General features: G+C 37.5%; 17 protein-coding genes and 1 tRNA gene. 7 read left to right on the top strand and 11 right to left on the bottom strand.

All coding sequences use genetic code 11. From position 1 onward, the window contains the following. The first annotated feature begins 245 nt into the window (after positions 1 to 245). From mutS to AC0JIQ_RS05255, 4 genes are all read left to right on the top strand, one after another. Entirely contained in the window at positions 246 to 2,903 is a 2,658-nt protein-coding gene (gene mutS / locus AC0JIQ_RS05270) for a DNA mismatch repair protein MutS (RefSeq protein WP_474202846.1), read from the top strand. Positions 2,904 to 3,178: 275 nt separating this feature from the next. Further along, the gene (fdxA, locus tag AC0JIQ_RS05265) at positions 3,179 to 3,508 is read left to right on the top strand and encodes a ferredoxin FdxA (protein WP_004663008.1); all 330 of its coding nucleotides are present in this window, start codon (positions 3,179 to 3,181) and stop codon (positions 3,506 to 3,508) included. Between the two features lie 136 nt (positions 3,509 to 3,644). Next, a complete protein-coding gene (locus AC0JIQ_RS05260; protein ID WP_004663009.1) occupies positions 3,645 to 4,358 on the top strand; it encodes a D-Ala-D-Ala carboxypeptidase family metallohydrolase in 714 nt (237 codons plus the stop codon). Between the two features lie 138 nt (positions 4,359 to 4,496). Next, positions 4,497 to 5,165 carry an O-methyltransferase gene (locus tag AC0JIQ_RS05255; protein ID WP_474202845.1) on the top strand — a complete coding sequence of 223 codons (669 nt, stop codon included), beginning with the start codon at positions 4,497 to 4,499 and terminating at the stop codon, positions 5,163 to 5,165. Positions 5,166 to 5,284: 119 nt separating this feature from the next. Here AC0JIQ_RS05255 and AC0JIQ_RS05250 read toward each other — a convergent pair whose 3' ends face one another. The 11 genes from AC0JIQ_RS05250 to AC0JIQ_RS05200 form a co-directional block, all read right to left on the bottom strand. Then, positions 5,285 to 6,127: a universal stress protein gene (locus AC0JIQ_RS05250; protein ID WP_004663013.1), complete on the bottom strand. Its 843-nt coding sequence runs from the start codon at positions 6,125 to 6,127 to the stop codon at positions 5,285 to 5,287. A gap of 114 nt (positions 6,128 to 6,241) precedes the next feature. Continuing rightward, positions 6,242 to 6,859, bottom strand: a complete 618-nt coding sequence (locus AC0JIQ_RS05245; RefSeq protein WP_474202844.1) for an acyltransferase — start codon at positions 6,857 to 6,859, stop codon at positions 6,242 to 6,244. Continuing rightward, positions 6,849 to 7,451 carry an IMPACT family protein gene (locus AC0JIQ_RS05240; RefSeq protein ID WP_474202843.1) on the bottom strand — a complete coding sequence of 201 codons (603 nt, stop codon included), beginning with the start codon at positions 7,449 to 7,451 and terminating at the stop codon, positions 6,849 to 6,851. Before AC0JIQ_RS05240 ends, AC0JIQ_RS05245 begins: the two co-directional genes overlap by 11 nt. A gap of 89 nt (positions 7,452 to 7,540) precedes the next feature. Continuing rightward, positions 7,541 to 8,731 (bottom strand): HlyD family type I secretion periplasmic adaptor subunit, encoded by a 1,191-nt coding sequence (locus AC0JIQ_RS05235; protein WP_314370596.1) that lies wholly within the window; start codon positions 8,729 to 8,731, stop codon positions 7,541 to 7,543. Then, positions 8,728 to 10,869 (bottom strand): type I secretion system permease/ATPase, encoded by a 2,142-nt coding sequence (locus AC0JIQ_RS05230; protein ID WP_004663020.1) that lies wholly within the window; start codon positions 10,867 to 10,869, stop codon positions 8,728 to 8,730. Before AC0JIQ_RS05230 ends, AC0JIQ_RS05235 begins: the two co-directional genes overlap by 4 nt. Continuing rightward, positions 10,866 to 12,401 (bottom strand): TolC family protein, encoded by a 1,536-nt coding sequence (locus AC0JIQ_RS05225; protein ID WP_474202842.1) that lies wholly within the window; start codon positions 12,399 to 12,401, stop codon positions 10,866 to 10,868. The genes AC0JIQ_RS05230 and AC0JIQ_RS05225 overlap by 4 nt, the downstream gene beginning before the upstream one ends. 301 nt (positions 12,402 to 12,702) lie before the next feature. Beyond that, positions 12,703 to 13,449, bottom strand: coding sequence for an LPS export ABC transporter ATP-binding protein (lptB, locus tag AC0JIQ_RS05220; protein ID WP_004663024.1), 747 nt, complete (start codon positions 13,447 to 13,449; stop codon positions 12,703 to 12,705). Beyond that, a complete protein-coding gene (lptA, locus tag AC0JIQ_RS05215) occupies positions 13,449 to 13,997 on the bottom strand; it encodes a lipopolysaccharide transport periplasmic protein LptA (RefSeq protein ID WP_004663026.1) in 549 nt (182 codons plus the stop codon). Before lptA ends, lptB begins: the two co-directional genes overlap by 1 nt. Next, entirely contained in the window at positions 13,981 to 14,529 is a 549-nt protein-coding gene (gene lptC, locus AC0JIQ_RS05210; protein ID WP_474202841.1) for an LPS export ABC transporter periplasmic protein LptC, read from the bottom strand. The genes lptA and lptC overlap by 17 nt, the downstream gene beginning before the upstream one ends. Before the next feature lie 39 nt (positions 14,530 to 14,568). Next, entirely contained in the window at positions 14,569 to 15,108 is a 540-nt protein-coding gene (locus AC0JIQ_RS05205) for a KdsC family phosphatase (RefSeq protein ID WP_046739681.1), read from the bottom strand. A 3-nt stretch (positions 15,109 to 15,111) separates the two neighbouring features. Beyond that, positions 15,112 to 16,089: a KpsF/GutQ family sugar-phosphate isomerase gene (locus tag AC0JIQ_RS05200; protein WP_474202840.1), complete on the bottom strand. Its 978-nt coding sequence runs from the start codon at positions 16,087 to 16,089 to the stop codon at positions 15,112 to 15,114. 420 nt (positions 16,090 to 16,509) lie between these two features. Here AC0JIQ_RS05200 and cysS point away from each other — a divergent pair, with 420 nt between their 5' ends. From cysS to AC0JIQ_RS05185, 3 genes are all read left to right on the top strand, one after another. Next, the gene (gene cysS / locus AC0JIQ_RS05195) at positions 16,510 to 17,931 is read left to right on the top strand and encodes a cysteine--tRNA ligase (protein ID WP_474202839.1); all 1,422 of its coding nucleotides are present in this window, start codon (positions 16,510 to 16,512) and stop codon (positions 17,929 to 17,931) included. A 62-nt stretch (positions 17,932 to 17,993) separates the two neighbouring features. Next, positions 17,994 to 18,069 (top strand) — tRNA-Gly (locus AC0JIQ_RS05190). Positions 18,070 to 18,294: 225 nt separating this feature from the next. Beyond that, entirely contained in the window at positions 18,295 to 18,774 is a 480-nt protein-coding gene (locus AC0JIQ_RS05185) for a copper resistance protein NlpE (RefSeq protein WP_474202838.1), read from the top strand. Positions 18,775 to 18,862 lie beyond the last annotated feature (88 nt).

Below are 18,862 nucleotides of genomic sequence, written 5' to 3'. Positions count from 1 at the left end.
ATCACAAATTATCTTTCCATTGTTTAATGTCTCACTGATTAGAGTGATCACTATGTTCTGATCTCATTTTTCTTTATTAAAATTGCTCCCCTAGATTTAAAATAAGATCTCACACACTATTGGCTCAATTTTCGGGATATAAAAGGTATACTTTTTCTTAGATGAGATCCAGTTGACTCCCTATTGGTTAGACAATTAGACTTTCTATAGTTTAATTTATTCAAAAATTTAAGGACTTAATACGCATGAACAGCGCTGAAATCATGGCTGACTTATCTTTTCACACACCTATGATGCAGCAATATCTCAAAGTCAAAATCGACTATCAACATGCATTGCTGTTCTATCGTATGGGTGACTTTTATGAGCTATTCTTTGAAGATGCACATTTAGCAGCCAAACTACTCGGCATTACGCTGACTCATCGTGGTAAAGCAAGTGGGCAACCGATTCCAATGGCTGGTGTACCTTATCATTCAGCCGAAGGCTACCTTGCCCGCCTAGTTAAATCTGGTCGCACAGTTGCAATTTGTGAGCAAGTTGGGGAAGTCACAGGAAAAGGCCCTGTTGAGCGTAAAGTAGTCCGTATTCTAACACCAGGAACTTTGACTGATGATGCATTACTTAGCAGTTATCAGTCTTCAAATCTGGTTGCTTTATGTATTCAACAAAATCAAATTGGGTTTGCATTACTTGATTTGAGCGCGGGTATTTTTAAAGTTCAACAACAAGACTATAAGCCAGAACAATTGGCGATTGAGCTAGCTCGTTTAATGCCTAGCGAGATTCTCATTGATGAAGATCTGATTGATCAAAATATTATTGAACAAATTAAAAAAAATTTAGACTGCCCAATTACTAAACGTCCAAATGTTGATTTTAATTTAAATAATGCACAAAAAACCTTGTGTGACCAGTTCTCAGTTTCAACTTTATCGGGATTTGGTCTAGATCCACTCCCTTTAGCAAAAGCCGCAGCCGCAGCGTTAATTCATTATGCCAAAGAAACACAAAAAACAGCTTTACCACATATTCGTTCGATTCAAATTGAGCAAAGTACTGACTTTATTGCACTTGATCCAATTACACGTCGTAATTTAGAAATTATTGATCCGTTATTTGAACATGGCACATCTTTATTCCAACTGATTAATGACTGCCAAACCGCAATGGGTGGTCGTTTATTGAGTCGAACGCTTATGCAACCGATTCGTGATACTGCCATATTAGATGCTCGCTTAGATGCCTCAGAGCAATTATTAAAAGGGTTTCATGAGTCTCCTGCGCGTTTAGTACTGAAAGAGATTGGAGATATTGAACGAGTACTGAGTCGTGTTGCTTTGGGCAGTGCACGTCCACGCGATTTAGTTCAACTGCGTCAAGCATGCGCACAAATTCCATTTTTACGGCATGCTTTAGCACCTGTGCTAAAAAACCAACAATCTAAATTATTAAATCAGTTGGATAATCAATTAGGTGATTTCAAAAGTCTGCATCAACATTTAATGGCGGCAATTGTTGAAAATCCTCCAGTACTATTACGCGATGGTAATGTGATTGCTGAAGGCTATGATGATGAACTGGATGAATTACGTAAAATTCGCGATCATGCAGGTCAATTTTTAATTGATTTAGAAATTAAAGAACGCCAACGTACTGGAATCAATACACTTAAAATTGGTTATAACCGTGTCAGTGGTTACTATATTGAGTTGACTCGTAGCCAAGCAGAGCAAGCACCAGCCGATTATATACGTCGTCAAACCCTCAAAAACGCTGAACGTTATATCACGCCTGAACTAAAAAGCTTTGAAGATAAAGTCCTTTCAAGTGAATCACGCGCGCTTGCCCGTGAAAAGCTTTTGTTTGAATCCTTATTAGATGAGCTTCGCCAGAATATTGCTCAATTACAAATGATGAGCGCAGCAATTGCACATATTGATGTACTGGCAAATTTTGCACATCAAGCCAGATTAAATAATTGGACAAGACCTGAATTTACGGCTGAAACCAGCATCAAAATTCAAGCTGGTCGTCATCCAGTTGTTGAAGCTTTAAATAAAGCACCATTTACACCGAATGATACGACTCTAGACCCACAACACCGTATGGCCATTATTACGGGTCCAAATATGGGTGGTAAATCGACATTTATGCGTCAGACTGCATTGATCAGTTTACTTGCTTACTGTGGTAGTTTCGTTCCCGCAAAATCGGCAAAACTGGGTTCAATTGATCGAATCTTTACCCGTATCGGTTCTGCGGATGATTTGTCGACTGGTAAATCTACTTTTATGGTGGAAATGACCGAAACTTCACAGATTTTACATCATGCTACAAGCCAATCTTTGGTTTTGATGGATGAAGTTGGTCGTGGTACGAGTACTTATGATGGCCTCTCTTTAGCTTGGGCATGTGTACTTGATTTGACGAAGCGTGTGAAATGTCTATGTTTATTTGCAACACACTACTTTGAGTTAACCGAACTCGGTGGTGAAGTTGGTATTGATAATTATCATGTGACAGCACAAGAACTGAATGGCAATTTAATTTTATTGCACAAGGTACAACATGGCCCTGCGAGTCAAAGCCACGGTTTACAAGTTGCAAAACTGGCGGGAATTCCAGCTAGCGTCATTAAAGAGGCGCAAAAGCGCTTAAAGATTCTTGAAAAGCAACAACATCATCATTTGCAAAATACAGTTCAAAATGATTTATTCAGTTCGCTTGAGCATGAAATTGAAACTCAAGTTGTTGAGAAAATTGTTGAAGTGGAAGCTCAATCCCCTGCTCTTGAATTGTTAGATAAAATTGATGTGGATGATCTAACACCACGTCAGGCACTGGAGCAACTTTATCAACTCAAAGCCTTATTCAAATCTAGCCAAGCACTCGAAAATTAAGATTAAATCATCAGCTTTGGCCCTAGGTCAGAGCTGATTTCTCTAGTTGTAAGATCGCAATTATATTTGTGCGCTCATTTTGCATCATATAATGTAAGGAGAAATTCGACAATTCATTAGGTTATTGAGACTTATTATCAATAAAAGTCATATAAATAAGTCCATTTCATTGATACGAATAATAAATATCAATAAAAGGAATTGTTTCTATCGGTATTTTTTGCCTAAAATACGCTATGCAAAATGAAAACCATATTTTTTAGGTAGCTGCCGCCATGACCTTTGTTGTCACAGAAAACTGTATTAAATGTAAATATCAAGACTGTGTTGAAGTTTGCCCTGTAGATTGCTTCTATGAAGGTCCAAACTTCCTTGTCATCAATCCAGATGAATGTATTGACTGTGCATTGTGTGAACCTGAATGTCCAGCAAATGCGATTTTCTCTGAAGATGAGCTACCTGAAGGTCAAGAAGCGTTTATTGAGCTGAATGCTGAACTCTCTGAAAAATGGGCAGGTAATAACATCACTCAAATTGGTGAACAACCTGCAGATCGTGAAGAATGGAATGGCAAGCCAAATAAATTGCAATATTTAGAAAAATAATCATAGAAAAGACCAGTATTAACTGGTCTTTTTTTATACTCGAATCACACATTTCTTTGCAATTGCACCATTATTTGTGCGTTATTTTGCATTAAAATAATACATCTATCACTTATAGATTGTGAACTGCTTTTTTATGATGCGAAATAAATTACAGGGTCTCTTATCATTTTGTATCATCCCTGTGATGATGGTCGGTTGTGTCAGTTCAGCCACTAAAGTGAATCAAAATCAAGGTAAAAGAATTTACATCCCTCAAGAACAAGTTACTTTTACTCGCCCAATTCCAAATAAAGTTGAACCAAACTCTTATCGCCAATGGCTCAATCAAGGTGAAAATTACGCGCGCGTCCGCGAATACGAGCAGTTCTTAAATCGTAATAATGTTGCACATATTATTCCAAGTTTTGAATTATTACGTACCGCTAGAGATTGGCAAAAATGTGGTCGCTCAGAATATATGGTGCCAAATCGTGAGCTATGGAATAATTCACTTTCCACCTTACGCGTCTTTAAATATTTAATCGCTGCTAAGATTTTAACTGATTTCGAAGTAACTTCTGTTTATCGTGATCTACCTTTAAATCAATGTGCAGGTGGTGCGGGTTCTTCTAAGCATTTGTTCAATTCAGCAATCGACTTCCGTATCGGGCCTGAAGTTCCGCAACCACAAGACTATGCCTATATTGAACAGACCAAATTTAAACTATGCCAATTTTGGATGCAGCATGGGCAGAGTTTAAATCTTGGAATCGGCTTGTACAGTTCTGGTCAAATTCATATAGATACGCAAGGTTATCGAACTTGGGGGCCAGACCTCACCCGCAATAGTTCAATGTGTAACTTCTAATAAACAATAATTTAAATCAAGAAGAGATCTAAACGGTCTCTTTTTTATTTCAATGGTAGTGATTAATTCAGTAATCAAATTGCACTCTAAGCATAAATGTTTAAAATGCAGCTAACAGATTCATAGGTAAACTTGATTATGCAACAGATGTGGACCGACATTGATGACTATATCAATTCACATTTAATTCCCACAGACCCAAGACTTCAACATGCATTAGACAACACCGATACTCAAGGGTTTTCTAATCATTTGGCTGTTGCGCCTAATCAAGGCATGTTTTTGCAAATGTTGATTCAGATGAACCAATGCAAACGGGTACTGGAACTAGGAACTTTTGGTGCCTACAGTACTATTTGGCTTGCAAAAGCATTACCTGAAGATGGCTATCTACTCACGGTAGAAGGTCGAGATACTCACGTCATTATTGCTCAGGAAAATATTGATTTTGCCAATATGCCAACCAATATCGAGCTCAAGAAAGGTCGTGGTGCAGATATTATGAAGCAACTCATTGCTGAAGGCAATGAACCCTTTGATCTAATTTTTATTGATGCCGATAAACAAAGTTATCGTGAATACTTTGAATTAAGCTTAAAGCTTTCTCACTCAGGTACAATTATTGTACTTGATAACGTCATTCGTGCAGGTGCAATCTTAGATGAGAATAATAAGAAGCCTAGTATTGAAGGCATTCGTGAAGCATTCTCAGCATTAAAAGATCATCCTCAACTACTCTCTTGCACTGCTTTACAAACAGTAGGATCTAAAGGGCATGATGGTTTTGCAATTGCAATCGTAAAATAGAGATCAAAAAACAATCTAAAAAAATTATTTATTCAATATCAATACATTATATTTATCTAGAATGCTTTTCCATATAGTTATCCACAGTAATTGCGGATAACTATATGGAATAAAATGAATCACTTAGCAACGAGTAAGGGAACATTGGCATTTCGGAAGATCGTTGTAGTAATACTTCCTAAGAAAAATTGATGAATTTTACTGTGGCTAAAAGCACCTAAAACAATGAGTTGAATATCATGTTCTCGTTGATATTCAAGAATATTTTGGGCAACATCCCCGTATCGATAAATTGGTATAACATCTAAACCCGCATCTTTTAAATATTTTTCTGGCTCTGCCAGCATTTCTGGGTGATCACCGACATAAAGCAAATGACATTGTAACTTTTTCAATAAATCACTTTGTGCTATACGTTGCAGCATTTTTTGACAGGTAGGTGAATACTCATAAGCGAAAATAAAACGTTTCGGTGGTTCAAAATGCTCTCCCACTGTAATCACTGTACAATTCGCGCCGCGTATGAAGTTTTCAACATTGCTACCAATCGGCTTATTCTTTTCTGCTGCTCGTTCACCCACACGGCCAATAATTACCACATCATTTTCTTTCAGAATATTAAAACTCTGTTCAAGAAAGTCTCCCTTTTCTTGAATCTTGGTACTGATTAAACCGTATTGTTTCTCTATAAGTTCTGAAATATGCTTGAGTAAATTATTACTATAATCGAGTGCAAGCTCGCTTTGCTTTTGCTCAAGTTCAGCTAACTCTTTGAGTAACATCGCATTACTTTCAAAACCAATTACGCCACTAATTTCACCTAAATGATAGCTTGCGGGATAATAGTCCAGAATTTGCAACAGTACTAATTCTCTTTGAGTTTGCTTAGCAACCCAAACTGCAGCTTCAGCAACAGCATCAATACAGGGTGAAGAATCGATACATGCAATCACACGGTTCATTTTCGCCTCTCTTTAGGTATATACCTTAGGTCTTCTACTTATTTTTAACTTATCACAGATCAAAGTATGGTGGGTTAAATTTATGTATAGAATCTCATGAGCTTTTAATTGATTTTATTCAGTACGATAACGAATCAATCTAGTTGGATTACCTGCCACAATTGCAAAATCTTCTACATTTTTAGTGACCATACTATTCATCCCCACAACCGCATGATGCCCGATTTTCACGCCATCTTTTATTCCAACATGAGCCCCTAGCCATACATCTCGCCCAATCTCAATTCCTTTGGAGGTAACAGCTTGTTGGTACATTGGTCGGTCTAAATCCATTCCATGATCAAACGCATATAAATGACTATAAGCTGCTATTCGAACCTGATCATGTAACTTAATTCCTGCTCGACCACCGTCTAAAATACAATGATGATTAATCGCGACTTCGTTACCAATCTCTAAAGGTCCATGTAAAGTACAATCAGCTGCAATGAAGGTATTATCTCCTATGCTGATCTTGCGACCACGCTCAGCAAAAATATGGGCTAAAGGTGAAATGAAACAATTTTTACCGATTTCTATCGTTTCCATTTCCATCAAATACGCTTGATATTCGGCCTGCCATACATCAGCCCACTCTCGATGTTTAGGCTTAAGTGACCAGTACAACCAAGGCATATAATTCAAACGATGCTTGTGCTGTTCTCGATATTTTAATAAAGGATCAGTTGTCATGCTCTTGTTCCTCAATCACTTTCAGTGATTCACGCCCACGTGTCACATCTTGAAGCTTGTTTCTTAAAGATTCAATTTGATGTACTTGTAATCGTGCTTCAATAAGAACACCCGTTTCAATATAACTCTCTTGATATTCAATCTGTTGTTGAATCAATTCATATTGGATAATTGCCCATTCATTAAATAGACAAGCAAAACGAATCTGTTTTTTCTCAATCAATTCGATTTTTTCAGCGAGCAATAAACACTGACCTGCACATCCACCATACGCTCTGACCAAACCACCTGTACCGAGCTTAACACCACCATACCAACGATTGACCAATACGATGATATTGGTTAAATCATTCCCTTCAATGGTGGCAAGAATGGGGCGGCCTGCGGTGCCGGAAGGTTCGCCATCATCATTAAACCGAACATGATGCCCAATTTTCCATGCCCAGCATTGATGTGTCGTTGAAATATCTTTAGTGTGTTCTAGAAAATTTTTAACTTGCTGCTCATTCTCGACAATTGCTGCAATCGCTTGGAAACGACTTTTTTTAATGTCTTCTTCAAAAGTAACCGTATTCGCGATAGTGAAAGGCATAAAACATAAATACAAACCAAAAAGAGAGTATAACTTTTCACACGACAATAAAAAACCTCGCTTTAAACGAGGTTTAGGTTTAATCAGAATCAACGTTCACGTAAGGCTTCTTTTGCTTTATTGAATGGTTTTAATAAATAATCCATCACTGTTTTTTCACCAGTACGAATATCAACAGTAGCAACCATACCTGGTGTAATACCAAAGGTTTTTCCTGCTTTATTTTTGAGTTTATCAGAATCTGTGCGAATGTAGACACGATAATAAAATTGATCCTGCTTCACTTCATCACGAATCGTATCCGGTGAAATCACTGTCACTTTACCTTTTAAACCACCATAAATTGAATAATCATAAGCTGTGATTTTTACCAATGCTTCTTGTCCGGGACGAATAAATGCAATATCTCTTGGAGAAATACGTGCCTCAATTAATAGCTTATCTTCCAATGGGACAATCGTCATTAATTTACCATTTTGAGGAATAACTCCACCCAAAGTCGTAACATCAATTTCTTTTACAATTCCTCGAACTGGGGCTTTAAAAACCGAACGTTGTAAACTATCACTACGTCCCATAACCACTTGTTGTTGTGTTTGAGTATCCGTATTCGCTTTAGACAACTCTTCTCTTGCCTTGACGTAATACTGATTACGGGTATCGTTCATTTTATTTTGTAAATCATTCGCTTCACGTTTTAATCTTAGTACTTCCACTTCGCTTGCTGCGCCTTTAGCAACTAAAGGTTCTGTCATGATCAACTCTTGTTGTACAAGCTTAAGTGCTTGTTGAAAACCAGCTAGCGACTGTTCCAAATTTTCACGTCGAGAGTAATAAAGTGCGGTTTCCTCCCTAACCAATTTTGGTTCTTTTAAAACTTCTTCAGGAAAAACCAAAGGTGTTCCATTCACTTCTGCACGCAACCGCGCTGCTGTCGCTTGAGATGAAACAAGAAGTGATTTGGATTCACCAACATTCGAAGCAAAACGTGTTGGATCAAGTTGAGCTAAAACTTCCCCCTTTTGCACAATATCCCCTTCTTGAACATCCAATCTCGTTAAGATACCACCTTCAAGTGATTGAACGATCTGCTCTTTAGAAGATGGAATGACTTTACCTGTTCCTGTTGAAACTTCTTCTAAATTAAACAACCACGCCCAAATTAGAAGTACAAGTAAACCAATTCCTACAATCCATATCACAAAGCTAGAACGCGGTAAACTTGGTTCTTTATAGGTAACATTCATGGGACGGCTATTCGCTTGTTCTAGTTCACTCATGAATTATCCCCTTGCTTAACTTGTTTTTGTTGTAAAGTAGATTGGTTTAATACTTGTTCACGAGGTCCATCCATCACCACTTTGCCATCATTCATGACAATAATACGATCAACCAATTCTAAAACAGCACGGCGATGAGTCGCCACCACCAAAGTTCGGTGAGAAAGCCAACCTTTTAAATGATCAATCAATTGTTTCTCAGCAACATCATCAATTGCAGCTGTAGGTTCATCTAAAAGTAAAATATTAGGTTGACGAATAAGTAACCTTGCTAATAATAATGCTTGTCGTTGTCCTCCAGAAAACCCAACACCTCCCTCTAAAACTAAATGATCTAAACCCTCTTTTTTCTCTTGTACAAAGCTTAAAGCGCCTGTAACTTTTAAGGCTTTTAAAATATCTTCATCACGTGCTAAGGGCGCACCAAGCGTTAAATTCTCACGAATTGTTCCATAGAATAAATGCGCATTTTGGTTCAATAATCCCATATCTCGACGCACATCAGCTGGATCAATTAAACTAATATCTAAGCCATCTAAATGAACCGAGCCATTGGTAGGAAACTGCATCGCCGAGAGAATTTGCAGTAATGTCGACTTACCTGCTCCATTACGACCTAAAATCGCAATTTTTTCACCCGCTTTAATTTTTAATTGGCGAATTGCTAAGCTAGGTCTTGGGTCTTCTTCAGTATATTGGAACATTACATTTTTAAGTTCATACTCACCGTTTAAGACTTCTTTATGTACTAAATGAGCTTGATCAGCTTGATCAACAGGTTTTTGCATGAGTTCATCTAGGCTTTTTTTCGCAACTTTGGCTTGTTGTAAACGTCCTAAAATACCCGTAATTTGAGAAATAGGTGCCAACATGCGTGATGATAAAATTGAACAAGCAACAAGTGCACCTGTAGTCATTTCACCATCCATCACCGCAAAACATCCCACTAAAATTACTGCGGCATAAGTCAAACCTTGAATTTTTTGAGTCCATGCAGTTAGAACACCAACAATTTTACGTTGCTGCATACTGATATCAGCGGAAACCTCATTCATATGATTCCACTGATTTTGAAATCTAGATTCTGCGCGTAATAATTTAATATCTTCAATGCCTTGAACTGCTTCAACCAAAATTGCATTGCGGATAGAAGATTCACGCATCCCTTCTTGAGCAAGTTGAGCTAATTTAGTTTGTACTAAAATGCCAGGTAAGATCATCAATGGGACAACAATGAGCATCACCCAAAATAAATTACCGCCAATAATTGCAAAGATAACCAAGAATAAAAAGAAGAATGGTAAATCAGCAATTGCCCCCATAGTAGTAGATGTCACGAGATCACGAACACCTTCAAGCTCTCGAATCTGAGAAATAAATGTTCCTGTTGACTTGGAACGCTCACTATTTTTAATTCTTAAGGCATGCCCAAATACACGATCCGAAACACGTAAGTCAGCACGTTTTCCAATAATATCTGACAAATAAACACGCGAAACACGGAGAACAAATTCAAAAATTGCTGCAATAAATACTCCACCTGCAAGCACCCAAAGTGTTGGAATGGATTGCGATGGAACCACTCGATCATATACTTGCATAGAGAAAATGATGGTGGCTAATGCCAGAATATTAGCCATAAGAGAGGCAAACATTATATCGATATAACGCTTCCAATCTTGTAATACAATTGACCAAAACCAACTTGCTTCATAAGGCTTAATGTATTCATCGATACGTGCATCTGGTACTGATTTTTCTGGTCGAAGGATATAAACACCTTTGACAATATGTTTAAGTGCTCCAACAGCAAATTTTTGTGATAGCCCTTGATCACCACTTAATTGAACACTGACGTTACCTTCCGTATCAGCCTTATCAATAACACCAACTTGACCATCATTCAGTTCAACAATCACGGGCAAACGCCATGGATTGACCACATCATCACTAAACTTAACTTTGCGTAAATGAAGACCAACTTGTCGACACATTAATAATAGAATTTCATCTAAATTTTGATTTTGATTCCAATCAAGTTGCAAACGTACACGTTCTTCAGACGGCTCTATACGATAATGCTTTGCAATCATTAATACCGCTTGCAACCACGGTTGATAATTTATTTTTGTCATCATGGCTGAACTTCAAACCCCTGAATTTGTATATTATTTAAGTCGTAGGCTTGACGCGAACGTCCTGTGGTCGCTATATATTGCGCAATACTGCTATAAATATCGTAACGTGCACTTTCTAACTCAGAATTTGCGCCGTGAATTGCCTGTTCAGCATTTAATAAATCAACAAGTGATCGTGTACCTAATTTATATTGCTCTTGATAAAGTTCTTTTGTTCTCACGGTTGTCGCTTGACGACTCATGAGAACTTGCATTTGTCTTTGTTTATTTTCAATTTGTTCCCGACTCGTCCGAATCTGGTCAAGTACTTGTAGATAGACTGCATTGACTTGAGCTTTAGCAGCCTCTTCAGCAAAGCTAGCCGCTTTAATTTGTGAGGATGTTGCGCCACCTTGATAAAACTGGCTGGTCGCTTCCAACATAATGGCACTATCGAAACCTCCCTCTTTATCATTATTTGGGTTTCGACCATGCAAAGCCTGGCTCAATTCACCTTTCACAGATAATGTAGGATATCGACTTAATTGTGTTTGCTGTTTCTGCGAACGAGCAACGTCAATTCCTGCTTGTGCAGCAATCATTTGAGGAATGATGTTAAATTGTGGAGCTGAATATAAGTCTGACTGTTGAACCAAATCATCTGGAATCGCCCATTGCACGTTATTCACATCAAACCCAAGTAAAGTATTTAAATGCTGTTGGTATTGGGCAAGTAAAGATTGCTGTGCAATTAAAGCAGACTGAGCAGACTGTAAATAAGACTGTGCTTGTACTGGGTCCGCTTGGCTGCTAATTCCTGCATTTGCTCTTAAATTTGCCATTTCTTGAATCCGTCGAATTCCAGAAATTTGTTGATTCGCAATCTGAATAAGCTTCTGATAACGTTGTATATTAATTATCGTTTGAGCCACATCTAATGAAATATCATCAATTTTAATAAGCACTTTTGCTTGTTCTAATGAAAGTTTTGCCTGTTCCGTGTTGACACCTGATTTCACTTTTCCAAAGTCAAAAAGCATTTGTGTCGCATTTAATGCAAGGATCTGTTGTCCACGAGCTGATTTTTTTGTTAAATCACCAGTGTTAACGCCCCCTGTAATCTGTGGGTAATAGCCTGCTTTTGCAACATCAATATTTGCATTTTGTGCTGCTAAGGTCGCGAGTGTTTGGGAAATTTCTGGATTTCTCTGCACCACTACTTTTACCGCATCTTTTAAAACCTTCAGCTGGCTTTGCCATAAAGCACTTGGAACTGTATCAATTGCATGACTAGCACCAACTACAGGTAATTCAACACTAGAAGGATTAAACGAAAAATTGCTTAGTCTCTGCATATTCGCAATTTTAAACTCCTCACTACTTTTTGGTGCAAACAGCTGCGACAAATTATTTTTTAAAGTATGGTACTGTTCACTGGGTGTCTCAGCATGCGTAATCGGTACCGATAAAAGTGCTATAGAAAATAGCCACTTAATATCTCCATATATTTTCCATGTTCTACTATTGACGTTTATATCTTTCTTTATGCTCATATTCTTTTCATATTATTATCGTTTAAAAGCACAATCATTCTACTCACTTTTTCCAACAGAAAACTATGCTCTTTCAGCTAATTCGGACACACTTAAGTGTTTGTTTTTTGTAAAATAGTTTCGTAATAATGCGCAAACAACAGCATAAAATAAAAGTAAAAATTAATTAAAAATCAATCATCTAAAAATTAAAACCTTTTATTTTTAAATGCATTAATCACGTATCTATTTATTATTCATAATAATTTTAGATAAAAAAAGAACCAATAAATGGTTCTCTCTTCTCTTGATTGAATTTGATTCAAACAACGAAGTCATCGCCTAGATACACTTTACGTACTTGCTCATTATCTAAAATTTCTTGCGGAGTTCCTTCTGCTATCACAGAACCTTCACTGACAATATAAGCTTTTTCACAAATTGCTAAGGTTTCTCGTACATTATGATCAGTAATTAAAACACCAATTCCTCGACTCTTTAATGTCTGGATAATATCTTTAATATCACCTACAGAAATTGGATCGACGCCTGCAAATGGTTCATCTAATAGCATAAATTTTGGATCAGCGGCCAAGGCACGAGCAATTTCAGCACGACGACGTTCACCACCAGATACACTCATTCCTAACGAGTCTTTAATATGATTAATTTTAAAATCATTCAATAATTCAGTTAAACGTTGCTGTCTTTGCTGTTTATTTAGATCTTTACGCGTTTCCAAAATTGCCATGATATTTTCGGAAATTGTGAGCTTTCTAAAAATTGATGCCTCTTGCGGTAAATATCCAATACCTTTACGTGCCCGCTCATGCATCGCTAGATCAGATAAATCTAAATTATCTAAATGGATTTCACCCTTATCCATACGAACAAGTCCGACAACCATATAGAAGCTTGTAGTTTTACCTGCACCATTTGGTCCAAGTAAACCGACAATTTGACCGCTTTGCATCGTAAATGAAACGTCTTTTACCACCCAACGTTTACTATAGTTTTTAGCTAGGTGTTTAATACATAAAGTTTGTGATTGCTGCACTGATTGATCCATTAATCACGCGCCCCTGGAGAACTCTTAGAACTTGATGGCGGAATAATAATTTGAACTCGATTTGATGAAGAACCTTGCGCCTCTACATCACCTTTGTTCATACTATATTTCAAACTATTACCACGAATACTAGAACCATCTTGATACAGATACGCCTTACCAGTCAAAGTAATAATTCCTGTATCGGCATTATAAACAATGGTCTGCGCTTCACCACGTGCTAAACCTTTTTTAGCATCTATTTGCTGCTGAAATTTTGCCAACTGACCTTTAGCTGTAATCGTTTGTATTTCTTTTTTGCTATTCAATGTCGCAATAATAGAATCAGCCTGAAGCTTCATTGTGCCTTGCTCGATCACTACGTTACCCGTATAGGTTGTTACACCCGTTTTATCATTATAGGTTGCACGATCAGCAACCAATGATAACTGTTGGCTACGGTCTGATGGCAAAGCAAAACTTGAAGCCGAAGAAAATACTACAGCGGCAATACAAGTGACTTGTTTTAGGAAAGTGAAACGAAATTTAGAATTAAGAGCTTGGCGCATACTTTCCTCGAATTTTATAGAATTCATATTGACCATTATTCAAATTTGCCTTTAGACCTTGACTAACAAACTCAGAACTTGGCGTTTGTACAGTGACTGGGTGTTGTGTCTCTAATTCTCTGGTTTTTGGATATCCTGTGAGTTCATTAGTATGAAACTCCATTTTCCCCTGATCAGACAATTTAACTGCAACGACATTGCCTTGTAATATGATCTTCGTATTATCGTCATAGCCTTGTGCTTGTTTTGCATAAAACGTTGCATCAGCCTTACCCTGCTTGAACATCACAGCATTTAATTGATCAAGTTGGGAGGTTTTTTGTTGCATATTTTGCTGCAACTGTTTCACCTCAGCCCGAATGTATAAATTACCCTGCTCATCAGTCTGTGTTAAGTGAACACCCTGCGCTGAATAAGTCATATTTTTCGCTGAATCAACATCCAACTTTTTTGCTTTGCCGCTGTAATAATAATAGCCACCACTTAAAGCAGCAATCAAAACAGCGACAACATATAAAACCTTGGTATCCATAAACAGAGTTACCTGACCTTTGGGTAATTCACGCTACTATTAATGTGGTACAGCTAAATATTTTGCAAGTAGCTCTTGGTAAACGCCTTTTGAAAATAAGAGCATATCGCATACTTCTCGAACTGCGCCACGTCCACCCATCGCTTGAGTGACTAAATTTGCACGACGACGAACTTCTTCATGCCCATTGGGAACAGTAATACTCATGCCAGCAATCGCAAATGCAGATAAATCAGGCCAGTCATCTCCCATATATAAACAATCTTCAGGTAAAATATTTAACTGAGCACATGCTTCACGTAATGCCACACCTTTATCTTCTCGCCCTTGAAAAATAAGATCAACGCCTAAATCTGTCATTCTTTTTTCAACAATATTGCTCTTACGTCCAGTGATAATAATCACTTTCATTCCTGCTTGTTGAACCAATTTCATACCTAAACCATCACGAATATCAAATGATTTAAGCTCATCACCAGAGTTTGTTAAGGTTACAAAGCCATCGCTTAAGATTCCATCCACATCAAGCACTAATGCTTGTAAATGACGTGCTTGTTCTTGTAAAGCATAAGATGCCATGGCTTAATTTACTCCTGCCTGGATAAGGTCATGCATACTAATCACACCAATCACTTTATTGGTATGATCAACAACTACAAATTGGTTAATTTTTTTCTCATGCATTTTTTCCAATGCTTCCACCGCACGGGCTTCTTGAGAAATAGTGAGTGGGTTTTTGGTCATGACTTCAGCAACAGGTAGATTTACATCAAAACCTTGTTGATGATCAATCATTCGACGCAAATCTCCGTCCGTAAAAATACCCAACAATGTGTCATTTTCATCGACAATGGTAGTTAAACCTAAGCGCTTGTCAGAAATTTCATAGAGCACTTTGTTCATTGGCGTATCAGGTCGAACTTTAGGGAGTTCATCACCCGTATGCATCAAATGCTTTACATGCAAGAGCAAACGTTTGCCTAATGCACCCGCAGGGTGTGAGCGCGCAAAGTCATCTGCGGTAAAACCACGTGCTTCCAATAATGCGACGGCTAATGCATCACCTAAAACAAGTGTTGCAGTCGTACTAGACGTTGGTGCTAAACCTAGAGGACAAGCCTCATCCGCCTCACCTAATGTCAATGCAACATCAGCATTCTGTGGCATTGGTCCTTTATCATCACGACTGATAGTAATTAATGGTACGCCTAGATGTTTGATTAAAGGCATGAGCATCATGATTTCATCACTTTTGCCTGAATTTGAAATGGCAATCAGAACATCACCACGCACCAACATACCTAAGTCACCATGCCCCGCTTCACCTGGGTGCATAAAAAACGATGGGGTTCCAGTTGATGCAAATGTCGCTGCCATTTTCCGACCGATATGACCTGATTTGCCCATACCCGTCACAACAACACGCCCTTTACACTGCAACAAAATTTCACAGGCAAGATTAAAACTTTCATTAATTTGTGTTGCAAGAACTTCTAAAGCTTGTTGCTCAATTCGCAGGGTCTCTAATGCGCTTTTTTGAAAATTTATGACTTGTGACATATATGTTTGACCCAAAATAATACGCTATCCATCTGAAGACAGATGATTTTAATCAAAAGAATGGGAATGATTCTAGCATAACTTAAAAATATGCACGTTTCTAAATGTAGTAGTTTTCATCGAAAATGAATAGAGATTGAACTTACGCTAAGCAAATCACAGTAGCTATAAATTCAATAGAATTTATCACTAATCTGTAAACTAAATTATTAAATTATTCCCTGTAAACAATATAGATAAATATGAATCGTACTCATTTTATAGATTTTTTAAACTGACACCGTTTGGAAACAATCGATTAGATTTAAACTGAACCAATCATGATTAGCACTCTTCCATTTTTTTCGCCTGATAACTTTATGAAATATGATGCATACGTTATGATGAATAACGATTTTTGTAGAGTGTTTGAAAACCCTTATGCAACCTTTTGTTCTATATAATTCTGAGCAACGTAAGAAAGTTGAATTTGTCCCACGTAAAGAAGGTCAAATCGATATGTATGTCTGTGGTATGACTGTTTATGATTATTGTCATATCGGACACGCTCGAGTTATGGTTGCATTTGATTACATCATCCGCTTCTTACGCAGCCAAGGCTGGAAAGTTCGCTATATTCGTAACATTACCGACATTGATGACAAGATCATTGCGCGTGCAAATGAAAATAGTGAAAGCATCCAACAACTCACAGCACGTTTTATTGATGCAATGAATCAAGATGCAGCTAACTTAGGCTGTGCTGAACCTGATGAAGCGCCTAAAGCAACTGAATATATTGATCAGATGCAAAACATGATCAATACACTGGTTGATAAAGGCGCTGCATACCCCGCTGCCAATGGCGACGTCTATTTTGAAGTGACTAAATTTGATAAATATGGTCGCTTATCTGGTCGTAAATTGGATGATATGCAGGCTGGTGCTTCAGAGCGTGTTGATGTCGAAGTAGACAAGAAACACCCCTTTGACTTTGTTCTTTGGAAACATGCCAAAGAGAATGAACCAGCTTGGGCATCACCTTGGGGCAATGGTCGCCCAGGTTGGCATATCGAATGCTCTGCAATGTCGACTTGCTGCTTAGGCAATCATTTCGATATTCATGGTGGTGGTTCAGATCTCATGTTCCCTCATCATGAAAATGAAATCGCACAAAGTGAAGCATCAACAGGTGAACAGTATGTCAATTATTGGATGCATGTTGGTTTCATCAATGTTGATGGCGAGAAAATGTCTAAATCTTTAGGCAACTTCTTTACCATTCGTGATGTCATGGAAAAATTCCATCCCGAAGTGATTCGTTACTTTATTGTCTCATCTCATTATCGTAGCCCTGTCAATTTCTCTGATGTTGCATTAAAAGAAGCAAAGACCACACTAAGTCGTTTTTATCATTCATTTAAAGCTTATCAGCAAGTTTATGGTCAAAAAACAGTTGAAACTTTAGCGCAAGAGCTTGTTGAACGCTTCAACAGTGCAATGCGTGATGACTTTAATACTGCGGAAGCAATCGCAGTACTATTTGAAATCAATAAAGAATTAAATCGTGCGGTTAAAGAAGAACAGGCTGAACAAGCAACTGTTCTTTATTCAACGCTACGTTATCTGACGAACATTCTTGGTCTAGTGCAACATGATGTTGAAGATTTTTTAAAGTCTGATATTGGTCAAGAATCGCTTAATCTCTCTGATACAGAAATTGAAGATTTTATTCAACAACGTGTTGATGCGAAAAAGGCTAAAGATTTTGCAAAAGCTGATAGCATTCGTCAGTGTTTATTCGATCAAGGTGTCGTTTTAGAAGATACTCGCCAAGGCACAATTTGGCGACGTGCTGATTAATTCAACACTCAGCAACATAGAGAGTTGACAGTTGAATGAAACTCTCTATAATGCGACCTATTGCGGGAATAGCTCAGTTGGTAGAGCATAACCTTGCCAAGGTTGGGGTCGCGAGTTCGAGTCTCGTTTCCCGCTCCAAAATTTAAAAAGCCTTTATCTAACGATAAAGGCTTTTTTATATTTAAAATTTACTGTTTTCTAAAATTTTAATACTTTGCAATAAGTAGGTTAAATAATAAATTTAAATTCTGCCATTTATAGATTTACCAAAGGTTAAATAACTCTTACATACTGTCACTACCCTTTCTCCTTAAAATCCCATAGTTTAAATAGCAATGTTTTCAAAAAAGAGTTTAATACCAAATGAAAAAGTCAATTATTGCAATTTCTCTAGCTTCTCTTGTATTAGTCGCTTGTAGTAAAACTGAAAATAAAAAAGTTGAAGAGCAAACACCAACTCCAGCTACAAGTGAAGCTGTATCAGAAGCAACTGTAGCTGATACTGCACATACTGCTGAAAATGCATTAGATTGGAATGGCACATATAAAGGCATACTGCCTTGTGCAGATTGTGAAGGTATTAAAACCGAACTAGAACTTAATTCAGATAAAACTTATGAGATTAAAGAAACGTATCTTGGTAAGGGTGATGGCAAACCATTTGAAAGCAAGGGTAGTTTCCAATTCGATAGCAAAAATTCATCTATTATTGAATTAGATAAAGCTGGTGATAGCCGTAAATATTTTGTTGCTGAGGGTTATTTAAAAGCATTAGATATGGATGGTAAAGAAATTACGGGTGATTTGGCTGATAAATATCAACTCAAAAAAGAAGCTGAATAATCTTTTTAAATTTTAAATGCTCGCTGTTGCGAGCATTTTTATGATTAAAATAAAAAACCCTGCTTAAGCAGGGTTTTTTTTGAATCAA

Source organism: Acinetobacter sp. FB (assembly GCF_056033405.1).
The sequence above is the reverse complement of the archived record's forward strand: the minus strand, read 5'-3'. Positions and strand labels throughout refer to the sequence as shown.